Origin of the sequence: Shinella sp. HY16 (assembly GCF_028534175.1) — a bacterium.
Classification (GTDB): domain Bacteria; phylum Pseudomonadota; class Alphaproteobacteria; order Rhizobiales; family Rhizobiaceae; genus Shinella.
Window position 1 is genome coordinate 1 of record NZ_JAHYXL010000012.1, and the last position, 17,467, is coordinate 17,467.

General features: G+C 59.8%; 14 protein-coding genes. 2 read left to right on the forward strand and 12 right to left on the reverse strand.

The window, feature by feature from the left end; all coding sequences use genetic code 11:
- From K0P03_RS35445 to K0P03_RS35490, 10 genes are all read right to left on the reverse strand, one after another.
- A partial coding sequence (locus K0P03_RS35445; protein WP_272816009.1) for a LysR family transcriptional regulator occupies positions 1-837 on the reverse strand: 837 nt, incomplete at its 3' end.
- Positions 838-849: 12 nt separating this feature from the next.
- Positions 850-1,848, reverse strand: coding sequence for a phosphonate dehydrogenase (locus K0P03_RS35450; protein WP_003501101.1), 999 nt, complete (start codon positions 1,846-1,848; stop codon positions 850-852).
- A 13-nt stretch (positions 1,849-1,861) separates the two neighbouring features.
- Positions 1,862-2,668 (reverse strand): phosphonate ABC transporter, permease protein PhnE, encoded by an 807-nt coding sequence (gene phnE, locus K0P03_RS35455; protein WP_006473411.1) that lies wholly within the window; start codon positions 2,666-2,668, stop codon positions 1,862-1,864.
- A 70-nt stretch (positions 2,669-2,738) separates the two neighbouring features.
- Positions 2,739-3,587, reverse strand: coding sequence for a phosphate/phosphite/phosphonate ABC transporter substrate-binding protein (phnD, locus tag K0P03_RS35460; RefSeq protein ID WP_046802286.1), 849 nt, complete (start codon positions 3,585-3,587; stop codon positions 2,739-2,741).
- On the reverse strand, positions 3,584-4,393 hold the full coding sequence (gene phnC / locus K0P03_RS35465) for a phosphonate ABC transporter ATP-binding protein (protein WP_006473175.1): 810 nt from the start codon (positions 4,391-4,393) through the stop codon (positions 3,584-3,586). The genes phnD and phnC overlap by 4 nt, the downstream gene beginning before the upstream one ends.
- 208 nt (positions 4,394-4,601) lie before the next feature.
- Positions 4,602-4,895 carry an IS66 family insertion sequence element accessory protein TnpB gene (tnpB, locus tag K0P03_RS35770; protein ID WP_080600525.1) on the reverse strand — a complete coding sequence of 98 codons (294 nt, stop codon included), beginning with the start codon at positions 4,893-4,895 and terminating at the stop codon, positions 4,602-4,604.
- A gap of 167 nt (positions 4,896-5,062) precedes the next feature.
- Complete coding sequence (locus K0P03_RS35475; RefSeq protein WP_272792279.1) at positions 5,063-5,284, reverse strand: hypothetical protein; 222 nt, start codon at positions 5,282-5,284, stop codon at positions 5,063-5,065.
- Positions 5,271-6,935: a type IV secretory system conjugative DNA transfer family protein gene (locus K0P03_RS35480; RefSeq protein ID WP_123195981.1), complete on the reverse strand. Its 1,665-nt coding sequence runs from the start codon at positions 6,933-6,935 to the stop codon at positions 5,271-5,273. Before K0P03_RS35480 ends, K0P03_RS35475 begins: the two co-directional genes overlap by 14 nt.
- A complete protein-coding gene (locus K0P03_RS35485; protein WP_123195982.1) occupies positions 6,932-7,633 on the reverse strand; it encodes a hypothetical protein in 702 nt (233 codons plus the stop codon). Before K0P03_RS35485 ends, K0P03_RS35480 begins: the two co-directional genes overlap by 4 nt.
- Complete coding sequence (locus K0P03_RS35490) at positions 7,626-7,928, reverse strand: mobilization protein (RefSeq protein WP_123195983.1); 303 nt, start codon at positions 7,926-7,928, stop codon at positions 7,626-7,628. Before K0P03_RS35490 ends, K0P03_RS35485 begins: the two co-directional genes overlap by 8 nt.
- 271 nt (positions 7,929-8,199) lie before the next feature.
- Between K0P03_RS35490 and traA the strand changes: the two genes are divergently transcribed.
- Positions 8,200-11,838, forward strand: coding sequence for a Ti-type conjugative transfer relaxase TraA (traA, locus tag K0P03_RS35495; RefSeq protein ID WP_272792278.1), 3,639 nt, complete (start codon positions 8,200-8,202; stop codon positions 11,836-11,838).
- 11 nt (positions 11,839-11,849) lie between these two features.
- A complete protein-coding gene (locus K0P03_RS35500) occupies positions 11,850-12,599 on the forward strand; it encodes a DUF6118 family protein (protein WP_240579521.1) in 750 nt (249 codons plus the stop codon).
- 21 nt (positions 12,600-12,620) lie between these two features.
- Here K0P03_RS35500 and K0P03_RS35505 read toward each other — a convergent pair whose 3' ends face one another.
- Together K0P03_RS35505 and K0P03_RS35510 are read right to left on the reverse strand one after the other, a co-directional pair.
- Positions 12,621-15,560 (reverse strand): DEAD/DEAH box helicase, encoded by a 2,940-nt coding sequence (locus tag K0P03_RS35505; RefSeq protein ID WP_272792277.1) that lies wholly within the window; start codon positions 15,558-15,560, stop codon positions 12,621-12,623.
- Positions 15,557-17,458 carry a DNA methyltransferase gene (locus K0P03_RS35510; protein WP_240579519.1) on the reverse strand — a complete coding sequence of 634 codons (1,902 nt, stop codon included), beginning with the start codon at positions 17,456-17,458 and terminating at the stop codon, positions 15,557-15,559. Before K0P03_RS35510 ends, K0P03_RS35505 begins: the two co-directional genes overlap by 4 nt.
- Between the last annotated feature and the right edge of the window lie 9 nt (positions 17,459-17,467).

The following is a 17,467-nucleotide window of genomic DNA, read 5'->3' on the forward strand; positions in this document are numbered from 1 at the left end:
CGCGATTGCTTCCGGTGAACCATCCTCCATATGTACGGGATGTACAGCCCACACAGACTTTTCGAGAACCACATTCTCAACAGAAACCTCATAAAGCCTACCCGACGCGAGCTCATCGAGGACAGTGCTCCTCATCACGATCGAAATGCCGAGACCAGCTCGAACTGCATGCTTCACAGCCTCAGTGCTCCCGACATTGAATGAGATTGGGAATTGCTCTGCCGCTTGGCCGAAGGCCTCGCGGAGCACGGATCCGGTACCGGTTCCACGTTCTCCGCCAATGAGGGACTCTTGAAATAACTCTGCCGCTTCAATTGTTTTTCGCGTCCTCCAATTATGCTGTGGGGATACGATTATTACCAGCTTTTCCTTCCGCCAAAGGCGGGCTTGATATCCTTTTCGATCGTCCCACCATTCGGTAAAGGCTAGATCAATCTCCTTCCTCAAGAGCTTTTCGATGATTTCAGGATTTGAGGCAACGGCCACCTCAGGTGGCCGGCCTTGAGCATCCTGTAAACGCTTCAAGTGGACTGGCAAAATATAGGTACCGATGTTAGTACTGGCACCCAACGTAATCCGGCCGCTGTGCAGGCGGTCCAGAGATCTCTTCGTGACGGTCAAAAGGCTGCGTGCGAATGGCAAGAATACGAGCCCTTGCCGAGTCGGCACACACTTGTCCTTCCTCCTCTCGACCAGCCGCACCCCTAGTATATCCTCCAATCGTTTCACATTATGTGAGACAGTCGGTTGGGATATCTGAAGCCGTCGCGACGCCTCGTGAAAGCTGCCAGTTTCGATTACCTCTATGAATGCTGCGACATGCGAAAGGCTAAACATTACTTTCTCTAATCAAGGAATTAGTTGAACCTCGTTAATTGCCGCACGAGGTCTTCGGCCTTGGACAAAATCTATAATGTTGTCAGCAGCCTCGTGCTCGATAGCCAAACGCGACTTCGCCACTGCTGAGCCTATGTGGGGTGTCAAGATCGAATCATGTTCGCGATTGAGGAGACCCCCGTGGACCTTGTCAGGCCGGTCGGGTCTGGCCCAGTCCTCCATCTCATAAACATCAGCGGCGTAGCCTCCCAAGCGCCCCGCCTGCAATGCAGCGACAACAGCCTCTTCATCAACCACGCTTCCGCGTGCAGGATTAATAAGAAGTGCTCCTTTGGGCATTTTGGCGAGTTGTTCAGCGCCGAGGAGATGCTTCGTTTCGGCCGAAAGCGGGAGTGCACACACAAGAAAGGTAGACGACGAGATCAACTGGTCAAATTCAAGAGGCTTTACGTTCAGTCTGATCTCATCGGCTTTGTCCAGGGATTGACGATCCCAGTACGACACAATGGCGCCGAAGGTACTTAGGCGCTGTGCTATAGCTTTTCCGATCGCTCCCATCCCTAAAATGCCGATTGCTGTGCCCTGCAGCCCAAGGCCGTAAAACCGAGGGCGCCAACCTTTGTAATCCCTCCTGACGCTCTTGTCGCCTGGCAGAATGTGCCGCCCAAGAGCAATCATCAGACCGATTGTAAGTTCGGCTGTCGGGTCAGTGAGAAGATCGGACACTATCGTGACGTGGACTCCACGCTGCGTGCAGGCTTCGATGTCGAAGTTATCGAAGCCTTTCAGCGCACATGCCACAAGTTGAAGATCGGGAGCGTGCGCGAGTACAGACGCGTCGATCATGTCCGGCATGAACGCCATCATCGCCTTGGCGTCGCTCAATTCTGCGAGCAGTTTCTCGCGGGGCCATGTATCATCAGTATCGTTGCAAACTAAACGAGCGTGGGGAGATAGCTTTGAGATAATCTCCTCGTGGACGCGATGGGTGATTACTACCTTTGGGAGCATTTAATTTATCCTTCTATTGCAGCTGGCGGCGGAGGAGAGCGCCGACCTGGTCAACGATGGTGACCATCAGAAGGACAACGAGCATGATCGCAAGAACCTCCTGATAATTCATGATCCGGAGGGATGTCATCAACTCGAAACCGATACCACCAGCTCCCACAGTGCCCAGGATTGTCGAGGCGCGGAAGTTGTACTCCCACCGATAGATGGTCACATCGGCCAATTGCGGTAGAACTTGTGGCAAGATCGCCCGCGTCACGATCTGGAACGGCGACGCACCAGCTGCGCGTGCGGCTTCTATAGGCGCATTATCGCAATGCTCGATCGCCTCCGCAAAGAACTTGCCCACCATGCCAACCGAGTGAAGACCAAGAGCCAGCACGCCTGGGAGCGCTCCAAATCCCACTGCCGCCACGAAGACGATGCCCATAATCAGCTCCGGGATCGACCGTAGACCATTCAACAATCCACGCGAGATCATATAGATGACAGCGTTGGGTGCTGTTTTCCCTGAGGCGAAAAAGCCAACTGGAAGTGATATCAGTACCGCGATCGCAGTCCCAGCTATACTCATCGCCAGAGTGTCGATGAGAGGGCTGATCCACTCCAAGCCTCGGTTGAAATCCGGGGGAAACATTTCCGTACCGAGCTGCCAGAGCGCAGGAAACCCAGATCCCAGACGCTCCAGATCAAGAAGACCGGAGTGATAACTGCTAACAATGATCACACACGCAATTGCCAACGCGATCACGCCAGCTCTGGTCCAAGCTTTGTTTTGATGTTGAAGGATAGAGTCGTAGTCGGCCGACGGCTGTGTCATCACATATCCTGGAAGAAAGGACGCAGGCCAGCGCCTGCGTCGAAAGGTGAGAAACTGTCTCGAACGCGCCTTACTGACTCAGGTCCAAGTTCAGCACTTTACCGAGCTCACGGACGACGTCGTAGGCTTTGTCATCGATCGGAGCGAACCCATCGGCTTTGAAGGATGCCAATACCTTTTCGTCTTTAAGGTCGATGAAGGCTTTGGTGATCGCCTCTTTCAACGAAGTGTCAAGATCCGACCGCATGGTCCAGGGGTACTGCGGGAACGGATCGGACTCGGCGAGGGCGATAACTTTCTTAGGATCAATGGTGCCACGAGCGACCATTGAATTGTAGATGGGCAACGAAAGTCCGCCAATCTGAGCATTGCCATTCTGCACTGCAATAGCCACGGCATCATGCGACCCTACGAAGTTCTCGCTATAGTCTTTTCCAGCCTCAACTCCGGCCTTAAGCAGCATAGATTTCGGGATAAGGTGGCTTGAGGTGGAAGCCACGTCCCCAAACGCGACCTTTTTCCCTTTTGCATCTTCAAGGCTTTCGATGCCAGCCTCTGCATTGGCGACAACTACAGCGCGATAGGTAGTTTCGCCATCCTTCATAACTGCTGCGAAAGGCTCGATATCAGCCTTGGTTTTCGCGAGCGTGTAAGAGAGCGGCCCGAAATAAGCCAACTCAAGCCGGCCGAAACGCATCGCTTCGATCATTGACGAGTAGTCGGTCGTTACGATCAGTTCAATCTCCCGACCGAGTGTCTTCTCAAGATACTCCTCGAGAGGACGATTGTTTTTGATGACAGTGGCGGCGTTCTCGTCCGGTAGCAACGCGACGCGCAATGTCTCTGGATTTGAGCCAGCATGCGCCAACGAACTCCAGCCAAGAACGGCGAGGAATGCGAGGGACAGAAGCTTCTTCATAATGCGGCCTCCATGGCAGCTAAAGGTTGATCATACTCGTAGTTGGACAAATCTTGTGTTGTGGTCGGATTTCTTGGGGCGCTGCGGTAGATCGACGCACACATTTGATCGGTCAGTTCGTCGACAGCGGCGTCCGCAACCACTTCCCCGTCGCGCATAGCAATGACCCGGTCGCCGAACCGGCGAGCTAGATCGATCTGATGAAGGCTGATCACAGCAGTGATGCCGTCGGCTGTGCATATTTCGCGAAGCTGCGACAGGACCTCGACAGCCGTTTCAGGGTCCAGACTTGCAACGGGCTCATCTGCAAGGACCAGTTGGGGCTTCTGGACCAGCGCGCGCGCAATGCCCACCCGTTGCTGCTGACCGCCGGATAGTTGATCCGCCCTGACGAGAGCCTTATCAAGAAGGCCTACGCGTTCAAGGCATTCCAACCCCAGCCTTCGATCCGAACGCGGCATAGGGAACAACGTACGCCAGCCAGAGTGGTAGCCCAGGCGGCCCGTCATGACGTTGTCGAGCGCGCTCAAGCGCCCTATGAGTTGGTGCTGCTGGAATATCATCCCAGTTCGCCTTCGGTGAATGCGAAGCTTAGTTTCCGCATCCAGAGCACCAATATCGTTAGAAGTGATCGAACCAGACGTCGGCGCAACCAAGCCGTTGAGTGTCCGGATGAGGGTAGATTTGCCTGCGCCGGATCTACCGAGGAGCACGACGAACTGACCCTGGTTGAACGTCAATGTCGTTGTCTTCAAAGCTTGGGTGCCGTTGGCATAGGTCACGGCAACTCCGTTCAGAGCCAGCATCACAATAATCCTGATCGTTAGTGGTGCATCGATTGAATATTTGCATCACTATGGGCGACATATGACGTCCGTTTATCAGGCTCGTGAAACTTCAATGACAGCACTTAAACTCAGCTCTACCTCCTCGCGTAGCTGCGATGGAGAAATTTCACCCAGAGCCGCCTGATCATGACGGCCCGGTCCCAATTCTACACCACCTTGACGGATGCTATCCCATATTCGGCCAGATAAACCGGCCCTTCTCCAGCCGCCGGGTAAAAAGGCAGGCGCCCAGACCATCATGCCAGATGATCTTCAAAATATCCGATCTGCGGCCCCTGAAGACGAAGAGATGCCCTGACAACGGATCATGCTGCAGAACCTCCTGCACCCGAAGCGCCAAGGAGGGAAAGCCACAGCGCATGTCCGTATATCCGCGCCTTCCTGGCGGGCACCCTTGATCCCGAATATTCCCGTCAGCTGACCGAGCAACTACGACAGGCAGGCGTCCCGGTTTGACCATGCCGTCGCTGGCAATTAATCTGAGCACGTGGCGGATGTTTGCAAGCAGACCCGGATGTTTGCGAGCACATTGGCAAAGAGCGTGAGCACGACGCCCGCTCCATTGTCAGATAATTCGAGCAGAAAATGCCGATGTTTGCGAGCAGAGGCGCTTATGTTGGCAAGCCGCTACACATAGTCGGAGCGATAGCCGCTCTTGCGATCCTCGACCCAATCGCCGCGCGCATAGGAACCGAACAGGATCAGCTTGAGGATGCGGCCGCGCCTGCCCTTTTCGGAGAGCTTGGTTTTCAGGGATTCGTCAAATTCACCGAACAGGATTTGCGCCGCGCGCTCCAGCTCGCGGCGCTTCCTGTCGGGCAGATGGGCGAGGCGTTCAGGGAGCGTCATACAGCCCCCGGAACTCTGCATCGGCGTAATAGGCGAGCTTGCCGGCGACGATCGGCCGTTGCCCGGCCAGGAACAGCAATTCGACATTCTGTGGCAGGTTGCGGACCTCATCGGGGGTCAGCAGCGGACGGGCGGTGTGTTGCTCGCCGTAGGAGATCCCCGACTTTTCGGAATCGAGGGCGCGGCTCATGGTCTGGAACACCACGGTTTCTTGGCCCAACAGATCGGAGACGAGCCGGGCGCTGTCGTGATCGTTGACCCCGAACACCTGCAGGACGCCGGCATTCGACAGGAATGTGCCGGCGCGCTGCCCGTAGGTGGCGCGGAGCTGGTGAACGTCCTGCAGGATGGGCCAGAGCTGGACGCCATAGCCGGCCATGAGGCCCATGGCGCGCTCGACGGGGGCCAGATGGCCGAGGGCGGCGAACTCATCGAGCAGGTAGAGGACCGGCACGGCGGGCTTGGCGGGATCGCGGGCCATGTCGGTGAGGCTTTGCGCGACGAGCAGGCGCAGCCAGCGCGAATAGGTCGAAAGGCGATCGGGCGGCAGGACGAGGAACACCGAGGCGTTGCGGCGCTTGAGATCGGCAAAGCCGAAATCAGATCGGCCGAGCACGGCAGTCATGCGGGGGCTATCGAGGAAATGGGTATGGCGTTGCGCGGCCGACAGCACGCCGGCCGCCTCCCGGTCGGATTTGCCGAGGTGGCGGTTCGCGGCGCGAGCGACCAGGCCGGCCGCTTCAGGGGATGCCTGCATGTCCTTCAGGAGCGCGGCGAAGGCTTCCGGGGCAAGGGTGAGATATTCGCGCAGGGTGGCAAGGCTTCGGCGCTCACGCGGCTCCTGGGCGGCGATATGGAGGATCAGGCCGGCAATGAGCGCCTTGGCTTCCTCGTTCCAATGCGCCTCGCCGGCCATGCCCGGTTCATCGAACACGAGGGCGTCGGCCAAGGTGCTGGCATCTTCCGCGACATCGAGGCCGGCCGGGTCGAGCTGGTCGAGGGGATTGAAGGCCGCCGAGGGTTTTGCGGTGACGCCGAAGGGGTCGAGGACGTGGACCGGCCCGAATTTTTCACGGGCGCGGCCGGCGATCCTGGCATTTTCGCCCTTGGGGTCGATGCAGATCACGGAGCGGTCGGCGGTGAGCAGGTTCGGGATGATGGTTCCCACCCCCTTGCCGGTGCGCGTCGGTGCCATCGTCAGCAGATGGGCGGGGCCGTCATAGCGCAGCAGCTTCGCGGATTTCGGATCGCGGCCGATCAGCAGGCCGGAATGGGCGCGGGCGAGGGCGGCGGTTTCCTTGGTCGTGGCGAAGCGGGCCGAGCCGTGGGTTTCGCCGTCCATATCCCCGAAATGGATAATCAGCGGATTGGTGACGAGCCGGAAGGTGAGCGCGGCCAGCACCAGCAGCGTGACGAGATCGAGCGCGATGAACGGGATCGTGCCGGGGCCGTAGCCGGCTTGCTGGAGGGCGAACCGGCCGCCGAAGCCGACGACGAAAAGCGCGACGATGAGGATGAACAGGACGCGGAGCAGCGTTTGCCAGATGCGAAAGGGTGCGGCGAGCAGAGAGAGGAACGCCCATAGCGGATCGTGGGCGGCCGCGCGCAGCATGTTCTTGAAAGCGGTCCATGCAAGCGTTGCCTGGTTCATTGGAGCTTGCCCTTGCCCTGCGGCCGGTCGGACGTGAGCTGTTCGAGCATCTGGCGGGTTATTTCGTCGGTGGCTTCCTCGCGTGCGACACGATCGGCAACCCAGGCAGCAAAGCGTTCCGCCTCATCCTCGATATCGGCCAGGTCCGCGCCGGCCGCGATCCTTGAGAGGACAACGAGGCGGCCGCGCGCCTCGCCGTCCTCGATGGTGGCTCCGAGCGGGATCATCTTTTCGACAATCCGGGCCAGGGGGATTGGGGAGGGCAGGGCGAGCCTTTCGATCCGGATACGCCGACCGAGCGGCAGGGTGTCGATGGCGTCGGCCGGAACGCGCTTTTCGGCATCGACGGGTAGGGCGAGAACGCGGCTCATGCGGGCGGCCCCAAGCAGGAAAGCCGCCTTGACGCCTTCATGGGTTTCGCCAAGCGGGCCGCCCATGTCGCTGTAGGTGAAGGCGATGCGATGCCGGGCGAGCAGCACGTCAATATAGTCGTCACTGACAAAGCCGATCCCTTCGGGGCCGACCTCGCCAGGCTTTCTATCGAGCCAGACGAAATGATGCCCGTCATGGCGGGAGCCGTATGTCGCCTCAATCTCATCCTCTGTGACGAAGGCGTGGCAACCCTCCACGCCAGTAAAGATGCAGGTTCCCGGCTTGCCGGCGAGGAATTCGCGATAGAGCTGCATGGCGTCAGGCATCGGACACCCCCTTGTCGGTCCCGCCCGGCTCGGCGGCAGGCTTGAGCAGATCGGCAAACAGTTCCTTGTCACCGGGGCGCGTCAGGAAGTCGGGCAGCTCACGCTTGAGCCATTCGCCCAAGCGCCGGGAAAATTCCTCATCCTTGCCGTTTTCGAGCCGATGCAGGACGAGCGCACCGAGCAGCACCTTGCGGCGCGTATCGTTAGCGCGTTCCTGTTTCGAGAGCCGGGCCTTGAGCGTGGCGCGCTGCGCATCCAGTTCGGCCAAGCGTTGTTCGATCGTTTTGCGCGCCATTCCTCAAATCTCCTTTTCCGGTTGTTCGCCTAGACTATCATTCCCGGCCATCTTTTCCAGCATTTGCCCGTTGCGCTTGAGTTTTCGGCGGCTTTGCAGCACAATCCGGGCCTCAGTTCATCGCATCGACCTTGCCGCAAGCGCCACACCGAGCGACGAAAAAGCGTAGCGAATGAGTTGAGAAGGGCGCACTTACGAGTTGCTTCGCAACTCAGCGCGCCGCCAGCTAGGAGGCTGGCGGAAAAGGTGGAAACAGGATCGAGGAAACGGGTTGGCGATCTACCATTTGAGCATGAAGCCAGTTTCGAGAGCAAGCGGACGCAGCGCCGTCGCCTCAATGGCTTATCGTGCCGGAGAGAAGCTGACCAACGAGCGCGACGGAATCACGCATGACTACACGGCCAAGCAGGGCGTGGAACATGCTGAGATCGTCTTGCCGGAAGGCGTTAACGCGGAATGGTCCAAGGATCGTTCGGCCTTGTGGAATGCCGCCGAGTTTGCCGAGAAGCGGAAAGACGCCCGCGTTGCCCGCGAATTTGAGATTGCCTTGCCGCATGAGCTTTCGGCCGAGCAGCGCCTAGAGGCAACGCGGGAGATGGCGCAGGATTTGGCGAACCGCTACGGCGCGGCGGTCGATTTCGCCATTCACGGGCCGCACGATGCGAGCGACGTTCGCAATCATCATGCCCACATTCTCATGACCACGCGGCAGGTGACGGAGGACGGGCTAGGCGACAAGACCTATCTTGAGCGCGAAAACAAATGGCTGCTGTCGAATGGTCTGGCGACGACCGACATGCAGCTTCGCGACCTTCGCCAGACGTGGGAGGGGATCGCGAACGAGCGGCTTGCGATGGCCGGTCATGATATTCGGATCGACCATCGTTCGCACATGGAGCGCGGGCTAGAGATTTCGCCAACCGAGCATATGGGCGTCCATGCCACGCAGATGGAGCGGCGCGGCCTCGACGTGGGGCGCACGCGGCTGGACGAGGAAGCGGCGCAGCGGAACGCCGATCTTATCCGCGAGAAGCCGGAGCAGGTTCTAACCCTCATCACCGGCGAAAAGAGCGTGTTCGACCGGCGCGACATTGCCCGGACCCTGCATCGCTACATCAACGATGATGTGCAGGAGTTCCAGAGCGCCTTTGCAAAGGTGATGGCCTCGCCGGCACTTGTGGAGTTGCAGGCCGAGCGGGTGGACACGGCAACCGGGGAAATCGAGCTTGCGCGGTTCTCGACCCGCGAAATGGTCGAGATCGAATCCGGCATGATCGAGAGCGCGCAGCGGATGCACCAGGCGCAATCTCATGGCGTCGATCGCCGGCATGTCGAGCGCGCTATAGATCGGCAGGACGCCGCCATTCAGCGTAGCGCCGGCGATGCTTCCGCCCGGCTGTCGGACGAGCAGCGCCGGGCGATCGAGCATATCACCGGGCCGGAGCGGATTTCCGCCGTGGTCGGTTTCGCCGGCGCTGGCAAGTCCACCATGCTCGCGGCCGCCCGCGAGGCATGGGAGGCCGAGGGCTATCAAGTCCACGGCGCGGCCCTGTCGGGGAAGGCGGCCGAGGGCCTGGAAGAAAGTTCCGGCATCCAGAGCCGCACGCTGGCGTCATGGTCCCGCGGTTGGGAGAACGACCGCGGCATGATCGGCCGCGGCGACGTCTTCGTGATCGACGAGGCGGGCATGGTCGGGAGCCGGCAGCTCGCCCGCTTCGTTGGCGAGGCCGAGGCGCGCGGGGCGAAGATCGTCCTAGTCGGCGACCATGAGCAGCTACAGGCGATCGGGGCCGGCGCACCGTTCCGGGCGATCACGGAGGAAATCGGCCATGCCGAGCTTTCCGAGATACGCCGGCAGCGCGTGGACTGGCAGCGGGAGGCTTCCGTTGACTTCGCCACGCACCGGACGGCCGAGGGGCTGGCGGCATACCGGGATCACGGCGCTATCAGCTTTGCCGAGACAGGCGAGGACGCGCGCGGCCAGATCGTGCGCGATTACCTTGCCGACCGCGACGAGCGGCCGGAGGGAACCCGGGTTGCGATGGCGCATCGCCGTGCCGATGTTCACGCCATCAATGACGCGATCCGGACGGAGCTACAGGACCGGGGCGAGCTGGCGCGGGGCGAGGACGCCGGCGCGCTGTCCTTCCAGACCAATGACGGAAAGCGGGAGTTCGCGCCGGGCGACCGCATCGTGTTCCTTGAGAACAACCGCGACCTTTGCGTGAAAAACGGGATGCTCGGCACCGTCGAGCATGTCGAGGCCGGCCGGATCGTCGCGCAGCTCGACGGGCCGAGCGGCGCGGAAGGGCGCAGCGTCAGCGTGCCGATGGGCGACTATCAGGCGATCGACCACGGCTATGCGACGACGATTCACAAGAACCAGGGCGCGACGGTCGATCGGTCATATGTGATGGCGTCGGGCACGATGGACCGGCATCTAACCTATGTCGCCATGACCCGGCATCGTGACGGGGTGCAGCTCTACGCCGCCCAGGACGAGTTCACCAATGCCGGCCGCCTGGTCGAGCATGGGGCCGCGCCCTATGAGCACGACCCGCAGAAGTCCGACAGCTATTTCGTGACGCTGGAAAACGACAAGGGCGAGCAGCGCACCCTATGGGGCGTTGATCTTGAGCGGGCCATGAAGGAGGCCGCGCCGGAGATCGGGGAGAAGATCGGCCTTCAACATCTAGGCTCTACCCCCGTCACCTTGCCCGATGGCACCGAGACGCACCGGAACGCATGGAAGGTTCAGGACGCCGGCGAGCTGGCCTATGACCAGCTAGAACGCCGCCTGTCCCGGTCGGGCGTGAAGGAAACGACGCTCGACTATACCCGCGACTTTGCCGAGCGGCGCGGGATCGCGGAGCAAATGGGCGTCCGCAGCGAGATCGAGATTCCGGCCGAGCGCGCGGCCGGGCTACGTGCGGAGCGGGAACCGACGGCCGAGCGGGAGCGCATCGAGGACCGCGCGCCGAGATCCTCGCAAAAAGTCGGCGCGGATCTCGCGCAGGATCTTCGTGCAGATCCGCGCGGGGATCTCGCCGGCGATCGACAGCAGCGCCGCAATCCGTTCGAGGGCCTGAAACTCGGGCGCGGCGCGGCGGCCGAGGGGCCGCAGCAGGATCGCGTCGGCGAGGACGGCCCGCAGATCGACCAGAAACGGCCGCAGCAGGCCGAGAAGCAGCGGCGCGGTATGTTCGCCGGCCTCAAGCTCAATGCGCGCCCTGCGCCCTCACAGGAGCGCACAGAGCGGCCGGAAAGGGAAGGGAGCTTGCGGCAGGCGCCGACGCCCGACCGCCCCCATACCGATAAATTGGCCGAGCGGGCGCGGGGGCAGTCGCCGCTTGAGGCCGCCGTTGACCGCTATTCGCGGGCCTATCAGTCGATCGACCAGCACCGGCGCGAGGGCTTGCCGGTCCTCGACATGCAGCGGCAGGAAATAGGCGATGCCGGCCGGCAGCTCGACCAGGTGCAGGGCGGCATGAAAGATTTGCTGCGCTCGACGTTGCAAAACGACCCGGCGACGGTGCGCGCCATGACCGAGCTTTCCGGCCGGGAGCGTGTCGCGCAGGTTATCGACGGGATGAAGCGCGAAAACGCGGCGCTGCAAGACCCGAATATCAGGGCCGAGCGGTTCGTTGAACGCTGGCAGGAGCTACAGGGCCAGCGCCGGGAGCTTCGCGGCTGGCAGCACGACGATGCCCGCGCCAAGGTCGAAAGCCAGATGAACGGCATGACCAAGAGCCTTGAGCGTGACCCGCAGGTAGATTCCATCCTGCGCAATCGCCGTCAGGAACTCGGAATCGGGCAGCAGCAGCGCCGGGGGCAGAGCATCGCCCACGAGCTGCAAGAGGAAATGTCACGCAGCCGGCAACTTAGCCGGGGCATCGGTTTGGGAAGGTAGGCACGGAGAATATGGCGGAGCTGGACGACGACAGGGAAGGAATCGAGCCGGAAGCACTGGACGAGGACGCCGGCGACCCGGCCGCCGCGTTCGACGCGCTCCGGCGCACGATCGAGACGCAGGGCGCGCAGATCGGCGCGGAAATGACCGTGATGCGGCGCGGGCTGGAAGCGGCTTTCGACCAGCTCGAAAAGATCGAGCCGGCGCAGGACTATAAGCCCCAGCTCGCCCAGCTCGTGCAGGCGCTCGACAATGTTGCGGAGCGGATGCACGGCGTAGAGCAATCGCCCATTCTCAAGCAGGGCGCGCAGCACTATGCGGCGCTCCTCGAGCGCAGCGGCGAGGCCCTGATACGCACCGCCGCGCAGCAGCTCGAGCGGCAGGCGGCCGACCTCGAGCGCGCCGGCCGCAATCTTTCGGCGCACGTCGCCAGCGCGCGGGAGCGCGATCGTCAAAATTGGTGGCTTGTCGTCGCCTTCGCTATCGGCCTGCTCGCCGGCGCGCTGGTGATGCTGTTCCTTCCGCGCCTGTTGCCGTTCTCGGCCGCGCCGCGTGTCGCCAGCGTCGTCATGGGCGAAAGGCCGTGGCAGGCCGGCATGAGCCTCATGGCGTTCGGCAGCCCGGAAGCATGGCAGCGCGTGGCGTCGGCCGATCAGCTCCTTGAAGTGAACAGGGAGGCGGTAGCGGCTTGTTGGGAGGCCGCGCGCACGGCCGGCGAGGATCAGCGTTGCACCATCACCGTGAAAGCGCCGGGGCAATAGATTGCTGCCCCGGCGTGAAGTTCAGAAGGCGAACTTAGCCTGGCCTTTGTCTTCGACAGGGCGCAGCCGGGCATAGGCAAGAAGATCAGCGATCGAGCCGCCCTTGTCTCGCCAGCCATAGAAGGTGTCTTCCCCGAGAAGGACATAGTGCCATTCGGAATCGCTACGCTGTTCCGGAGGAAGGGCGTTGATCCGGTCGCACCATGAAACGGCGGCCTTGCGCTTGCGCAGCACGTTCGGGCTGGTGAGCTGGCCTTGTGCCTTTGTTTCCACCAGATAAATCGCGCCGCCTGCTCTCACGAAGAAATCCGGCGAATAGAACGCCGGAAGCCCATCTTCCTTGATGTATCGCAGGCGCGCGAAGGTGTGTTTCTGCTCGTTGATCTTGCAGAAGGCTTCAACGCTGGCGTCACGCTCGCAGGTTTCCATAAATGCCAGTTCAAGGCCGCCGTTCCGTGAGGGGTAGGGAAGGCGCAGATAGATAGCTTTCTCGACGGCCAGCGATGACCCCTCCCGCATGGCGAGCTTGGGCACTTCCGAAAGACGCCGATGCGCGACCTCGGCATTGGCGACAATCACGCTGTCTTCCGCTTCGAGAATGGCGCGCGCCCACACCTTGATAATGTGCTCTGTCACCGGGTCGATCAGCAGGACGCGCCAGTTCTCATCCGTGAGAGGGTCTAGCTCCTGGCCGAACAGGTGCCGACGAATGAAGGTGTCGATGCCCTCGGCCATCTCGGCCCGGTTTATCTGGATATAGGGGAACTTGCTGGCGTTGGCGAAAGCCTTCGAGCTGTTTGTGGTATCCGTCAGGGTGACGGCTTCCGTGATCCGGCGCGTGATCCGGGCCAGGTAGTCATTATATCCCGTCGCGGTCATCACGCCGCCATGCACGCGATAGTCGCCAAAGCGCGTTTTCGCCTGCACGTCTTCGGAATGGAACTTCTCGCCCTGGCCGATCTGCCCCTTGAGTTGTTGGAGCGAAAACGATCCGAACGGCGCGAGGCTCGAGGGGTCGATATGGGTATCTTCCAGCGCCTCGACCTGTTCCCGCAGGATGAAGGGTATGGCGAAATCGTATTCCTCGAAGCCCGGCCGGAGGCCAACCGAGATCAGGTCGCCGGTCGAGCTGCCATTCGCCTCGTCGTCGTCATCATCTGCTTCAGCCGCCAAGCCTTCCTGAATCAGCTCGTCATAGAAGCCCTGGAACGCCGGATGCTCCACGATCGAAAGAATGTCGATCATGTTGGAGGGTGTCTTTCCGCCGCGAATGAGCTGGCGGTTCTCCCGCTTTATGTCGTCGTATTCATTGCCGCGCCACATCAGACGCAGGCCGCGCCCGATCGTCTGTTCAAGCAGGATGCCGGCGCTCGATGCGCGCAGCGGGACAATGACGCAGATGTTGTTCACGTCGAAGCCTTCGCGCAGCATGAGCACGCTCACGATGACGCGCGGGGATTTGTGACGGTCCACGTCGAACAGGCGTTCGCGCAGCACCTTCCATTCGTCGGGCTTCAGCTCGCCCTTGCGGTTGGAATCGACGCGCAACACTTCGTCGTCGGCCAGCCCTTCGAGCTGCATGAAATCGGCAACAAGGGGCGTCACCGTGGTATCCTCGCAGACCACCAGCATTTTTGGATGCTTGTCCGGGTCGAGGGCGGCGAAATCGGTTTCCAGCTTCCGGAGCTTGGTCAGGCCGGCGCGCAACATGATACGCTGCCCTTCGGACAGCATGGGGTTGCCGTTCTCATCCCGATCGGCCTTGAAATCCAGTTCCTCATGGCTCAGCGCGCCGATTTCGGAGCGTTTGTCGAGGACAAGGGATTTGACCAGGCCGGTGCGCATGGCCGTCTTCAGGTCGAAATCAACGGCGATGTGCGGGAAATAGGATTTCCGGCTGTTCCGGCCAGTCCCGACCTCGTTATAAGGCGTGGCCGAAAAGTCCACCTGGACGAAGCGGCGGCCCTTGGGTTCCGCGATCAGGTTGAGGCTCTTTTGCCATTCAACCTCCGTCACCTCGCCTTCCCGCTTGAACTCGTGGATATGGTGCGCCTCGTCGTTGAAGACCATGAGCGCGGGCAGGTCTTTCAGGTAGGAGAGGATGCCGCCGCGCTCATAGCGACGGTTCAGCACGTTCAAATCATTGCCTTGGTTGGTGCCGGGCGTCAGGGGAAGGATGCTTTGCACAACGGCTTTCGGATCGGCGGATTCACCCGGCGCGGTGATTTCCTCATCTTCAAGCGGTTCGCCTTCTTCCGACAGCACATGCCAATTGGAAATGGCGATGATGCCGCCGGCCGTGACCTTGCGGCCAATGTCCTCTTTCGGGCAGACTGCGCCTTGAACGAAGCGGAAAACTTCATCCCGGTAGGAATCGGGAATGAACAATTCTTGGAAGACCGACAGGTCGGAAATCGAGAAATCGCGCTTGCCGTCACGTTCCTTCCCCATGAAGGCGTCAAGCAGCCGATCGTAAACGATCAGGCCGGGGGCTACGACGAGGAAGTTTTTGGTGTAGCGGTCGCTATCCGGCGCGCGGTTCGCATTGAGAATCTGCCAGACCATAAGGGCTTGCAGCACCCAGGTCTTTCCCGTTCCGGTCGCCATTTTCAGGCAATATTTCGGATAGGCGTTTTTCGGCGCGCGGATGATTTCGGAATCTCGCGTGCTGGTCAGCATCACGTCAGGGGCGGCGATCTGGTAGAGGTCTTTCAGGGACGCAATGCCCAAAACCTCATGGGCATAGATCACGTTCAGCAGGGCTTGCCGCTGACCAGGATGGAAGTTGAAGGTGCGGGCGTCCTGAAATTCAGTCTGGAACCACCATTTCAACAGCTCGGCCGTGATCTCCGAGACATGATCTAGGATAGGTGCTTCGCCGCTTTCCAGGCCGGCGCAGGCGTCTTCGACCTTGGCGGTCAATCCCTTGGCAAGCGAAAGATCGTTGATGCTCGCCATCATGCCACCTCGATTGTCGCTTCGGCCTCGAAGCCGAACACATCGACCACGCGCACGCAGACGCGGCGCGGGCCGGCCTTTTTGGGAAGGCCGGTAAGCCGGGCCGTGGTGACGACGCGATAGGCATCGGCATCGTTCTCGGTGTTTCCGCGATAGTCCTGCCACACAGAGCGGAACACCTCGCCGTCATAGTCAGGATCGACGCTCCAATATTCTATCAATGCCAGCGGATCGGCGTTGATGACATTTTGCAGTTTTTCCCGGTTGGCCTCGTCAAGGTTCAAAGCATCGGGTGATAGCAGCACATAGTTGGCGATCGAAACAGAAAGGGCTTCATTGTCGCCCTGACGGTCGCGCGCGATTGAGCCGAGCTTGAGATATTGTAGCGACGAGAAACGCACTTCGTCGGCTTTGAGCTTGTGCCCCTTCTTCTTCAGCCGGTCGAGCAGATCGGGCGGGATCACAAGCACTTCCAGTCGGTCCCCCTGCCCCAGTGCCTCAATGTCATGGCCGATCGTGGGGGAGAAATTCCATCCTAGGATAACGACCTTATCCCACCCGCCCATGAGGTTGTCGCGGATTTCGATTGCACGGCGCAGCGTGGCGAGGCCGGTCATCTTGTTGGGGCTGTCCGCGAGGACGAGCGTTTTGCTTCCTTGAATCCGACCCATGTTCTTGTTCGGGTTTTCCTCGACGGGCAACGGAAGCGCGCCATAGAGGCCGAGCACGATTTCAGCCAGATCACCGATGCGGAAGCGGCTCCCCATCGTGGAGCGCATCTGTTCAACCTGATAGTCGCCAATGTGCTGATAAAGAAACGGCTTAGCATCGAGGTCGATGAGCCGCTTTCTCATAATCATACAGGCTGGTTTGCCTATATCTGATACGACCCATTTGCGGTTATTTGCTTCCGCTACGGCCGCGACCACCCCAGAGCCTCCAAAGAAGTCGGCAACTATGGAGCCGGGCTTTGAAGCTGTTTTCACGATACGCTCAATGAGTGGCCACGGTTTTTCGGTGTCATACCCTACCCTTTTGCGCCCATCGACAGGATAACGGCCAGCAATAGCCATCACCCACCAATCTTCAGGAATTTTCCCCTTTTCTTCCAAGCTGTAGTCGTCAGCTATAAATCCAGAGCCTTCTAATCCGGACTTGAAATTCCCAAGTGTCTTCTCACTATGCTTCTCACGAATATCTTGGTCCTGAAAAATCCATTCATCGGATTTTGAGTACCAAAATATCGTGTCGTGTTTCCTATTGTATTGGCGCATTCCGGGCGACCCGGGGCCGTGATAGCACCAGACAATTTCATTCCGGAGGTTTTGTTTTCCGAAAATTTCGTCCATTAGTATTTTAACGTAATGACCAACATGCCAGTCAATATGTGTGAATATTGACCCTGTTGGGCTAAGTAATTCGCGCATTAACGATAGCCGTGGAACCATAGAGCGCAGATATGAAAATGCACCGTCGCGCCAAGTGTCTGTATATGCAAACTGCTCAATAATAGTTGGCTTTTGACTTATAAGGATATTTCCAGTTTCACTATCAAATGACGGTAATTTAACAGATGTTCTATAGTCAGCCTTACTATCAAATGGAGGATCAATATAAATTAAGTCGATTTTACCTCTAAGCGATTCATTGTCTTCGCTTCCGGCAAGCAGCGCAGCGATTGCAAGAAGATTGTCGCCGTAAATTAACCTGCTGGCATGATCGCTTGGGGTGTCTTTAATTCCGGAAAACAGATTTTTCCAATCTGTATCTTTCGATGGAATAACAAGCTCGCGTGTTTGGAGTCCGAGGCGATAGTTGCTCTCGGCACGCTCTATAACGCGCTCCGCTTCCTTCTTGCCTTCCGCGACGATTGACGGAAGTTGTTCTAGCAAACTTTTCATACAAAGCCC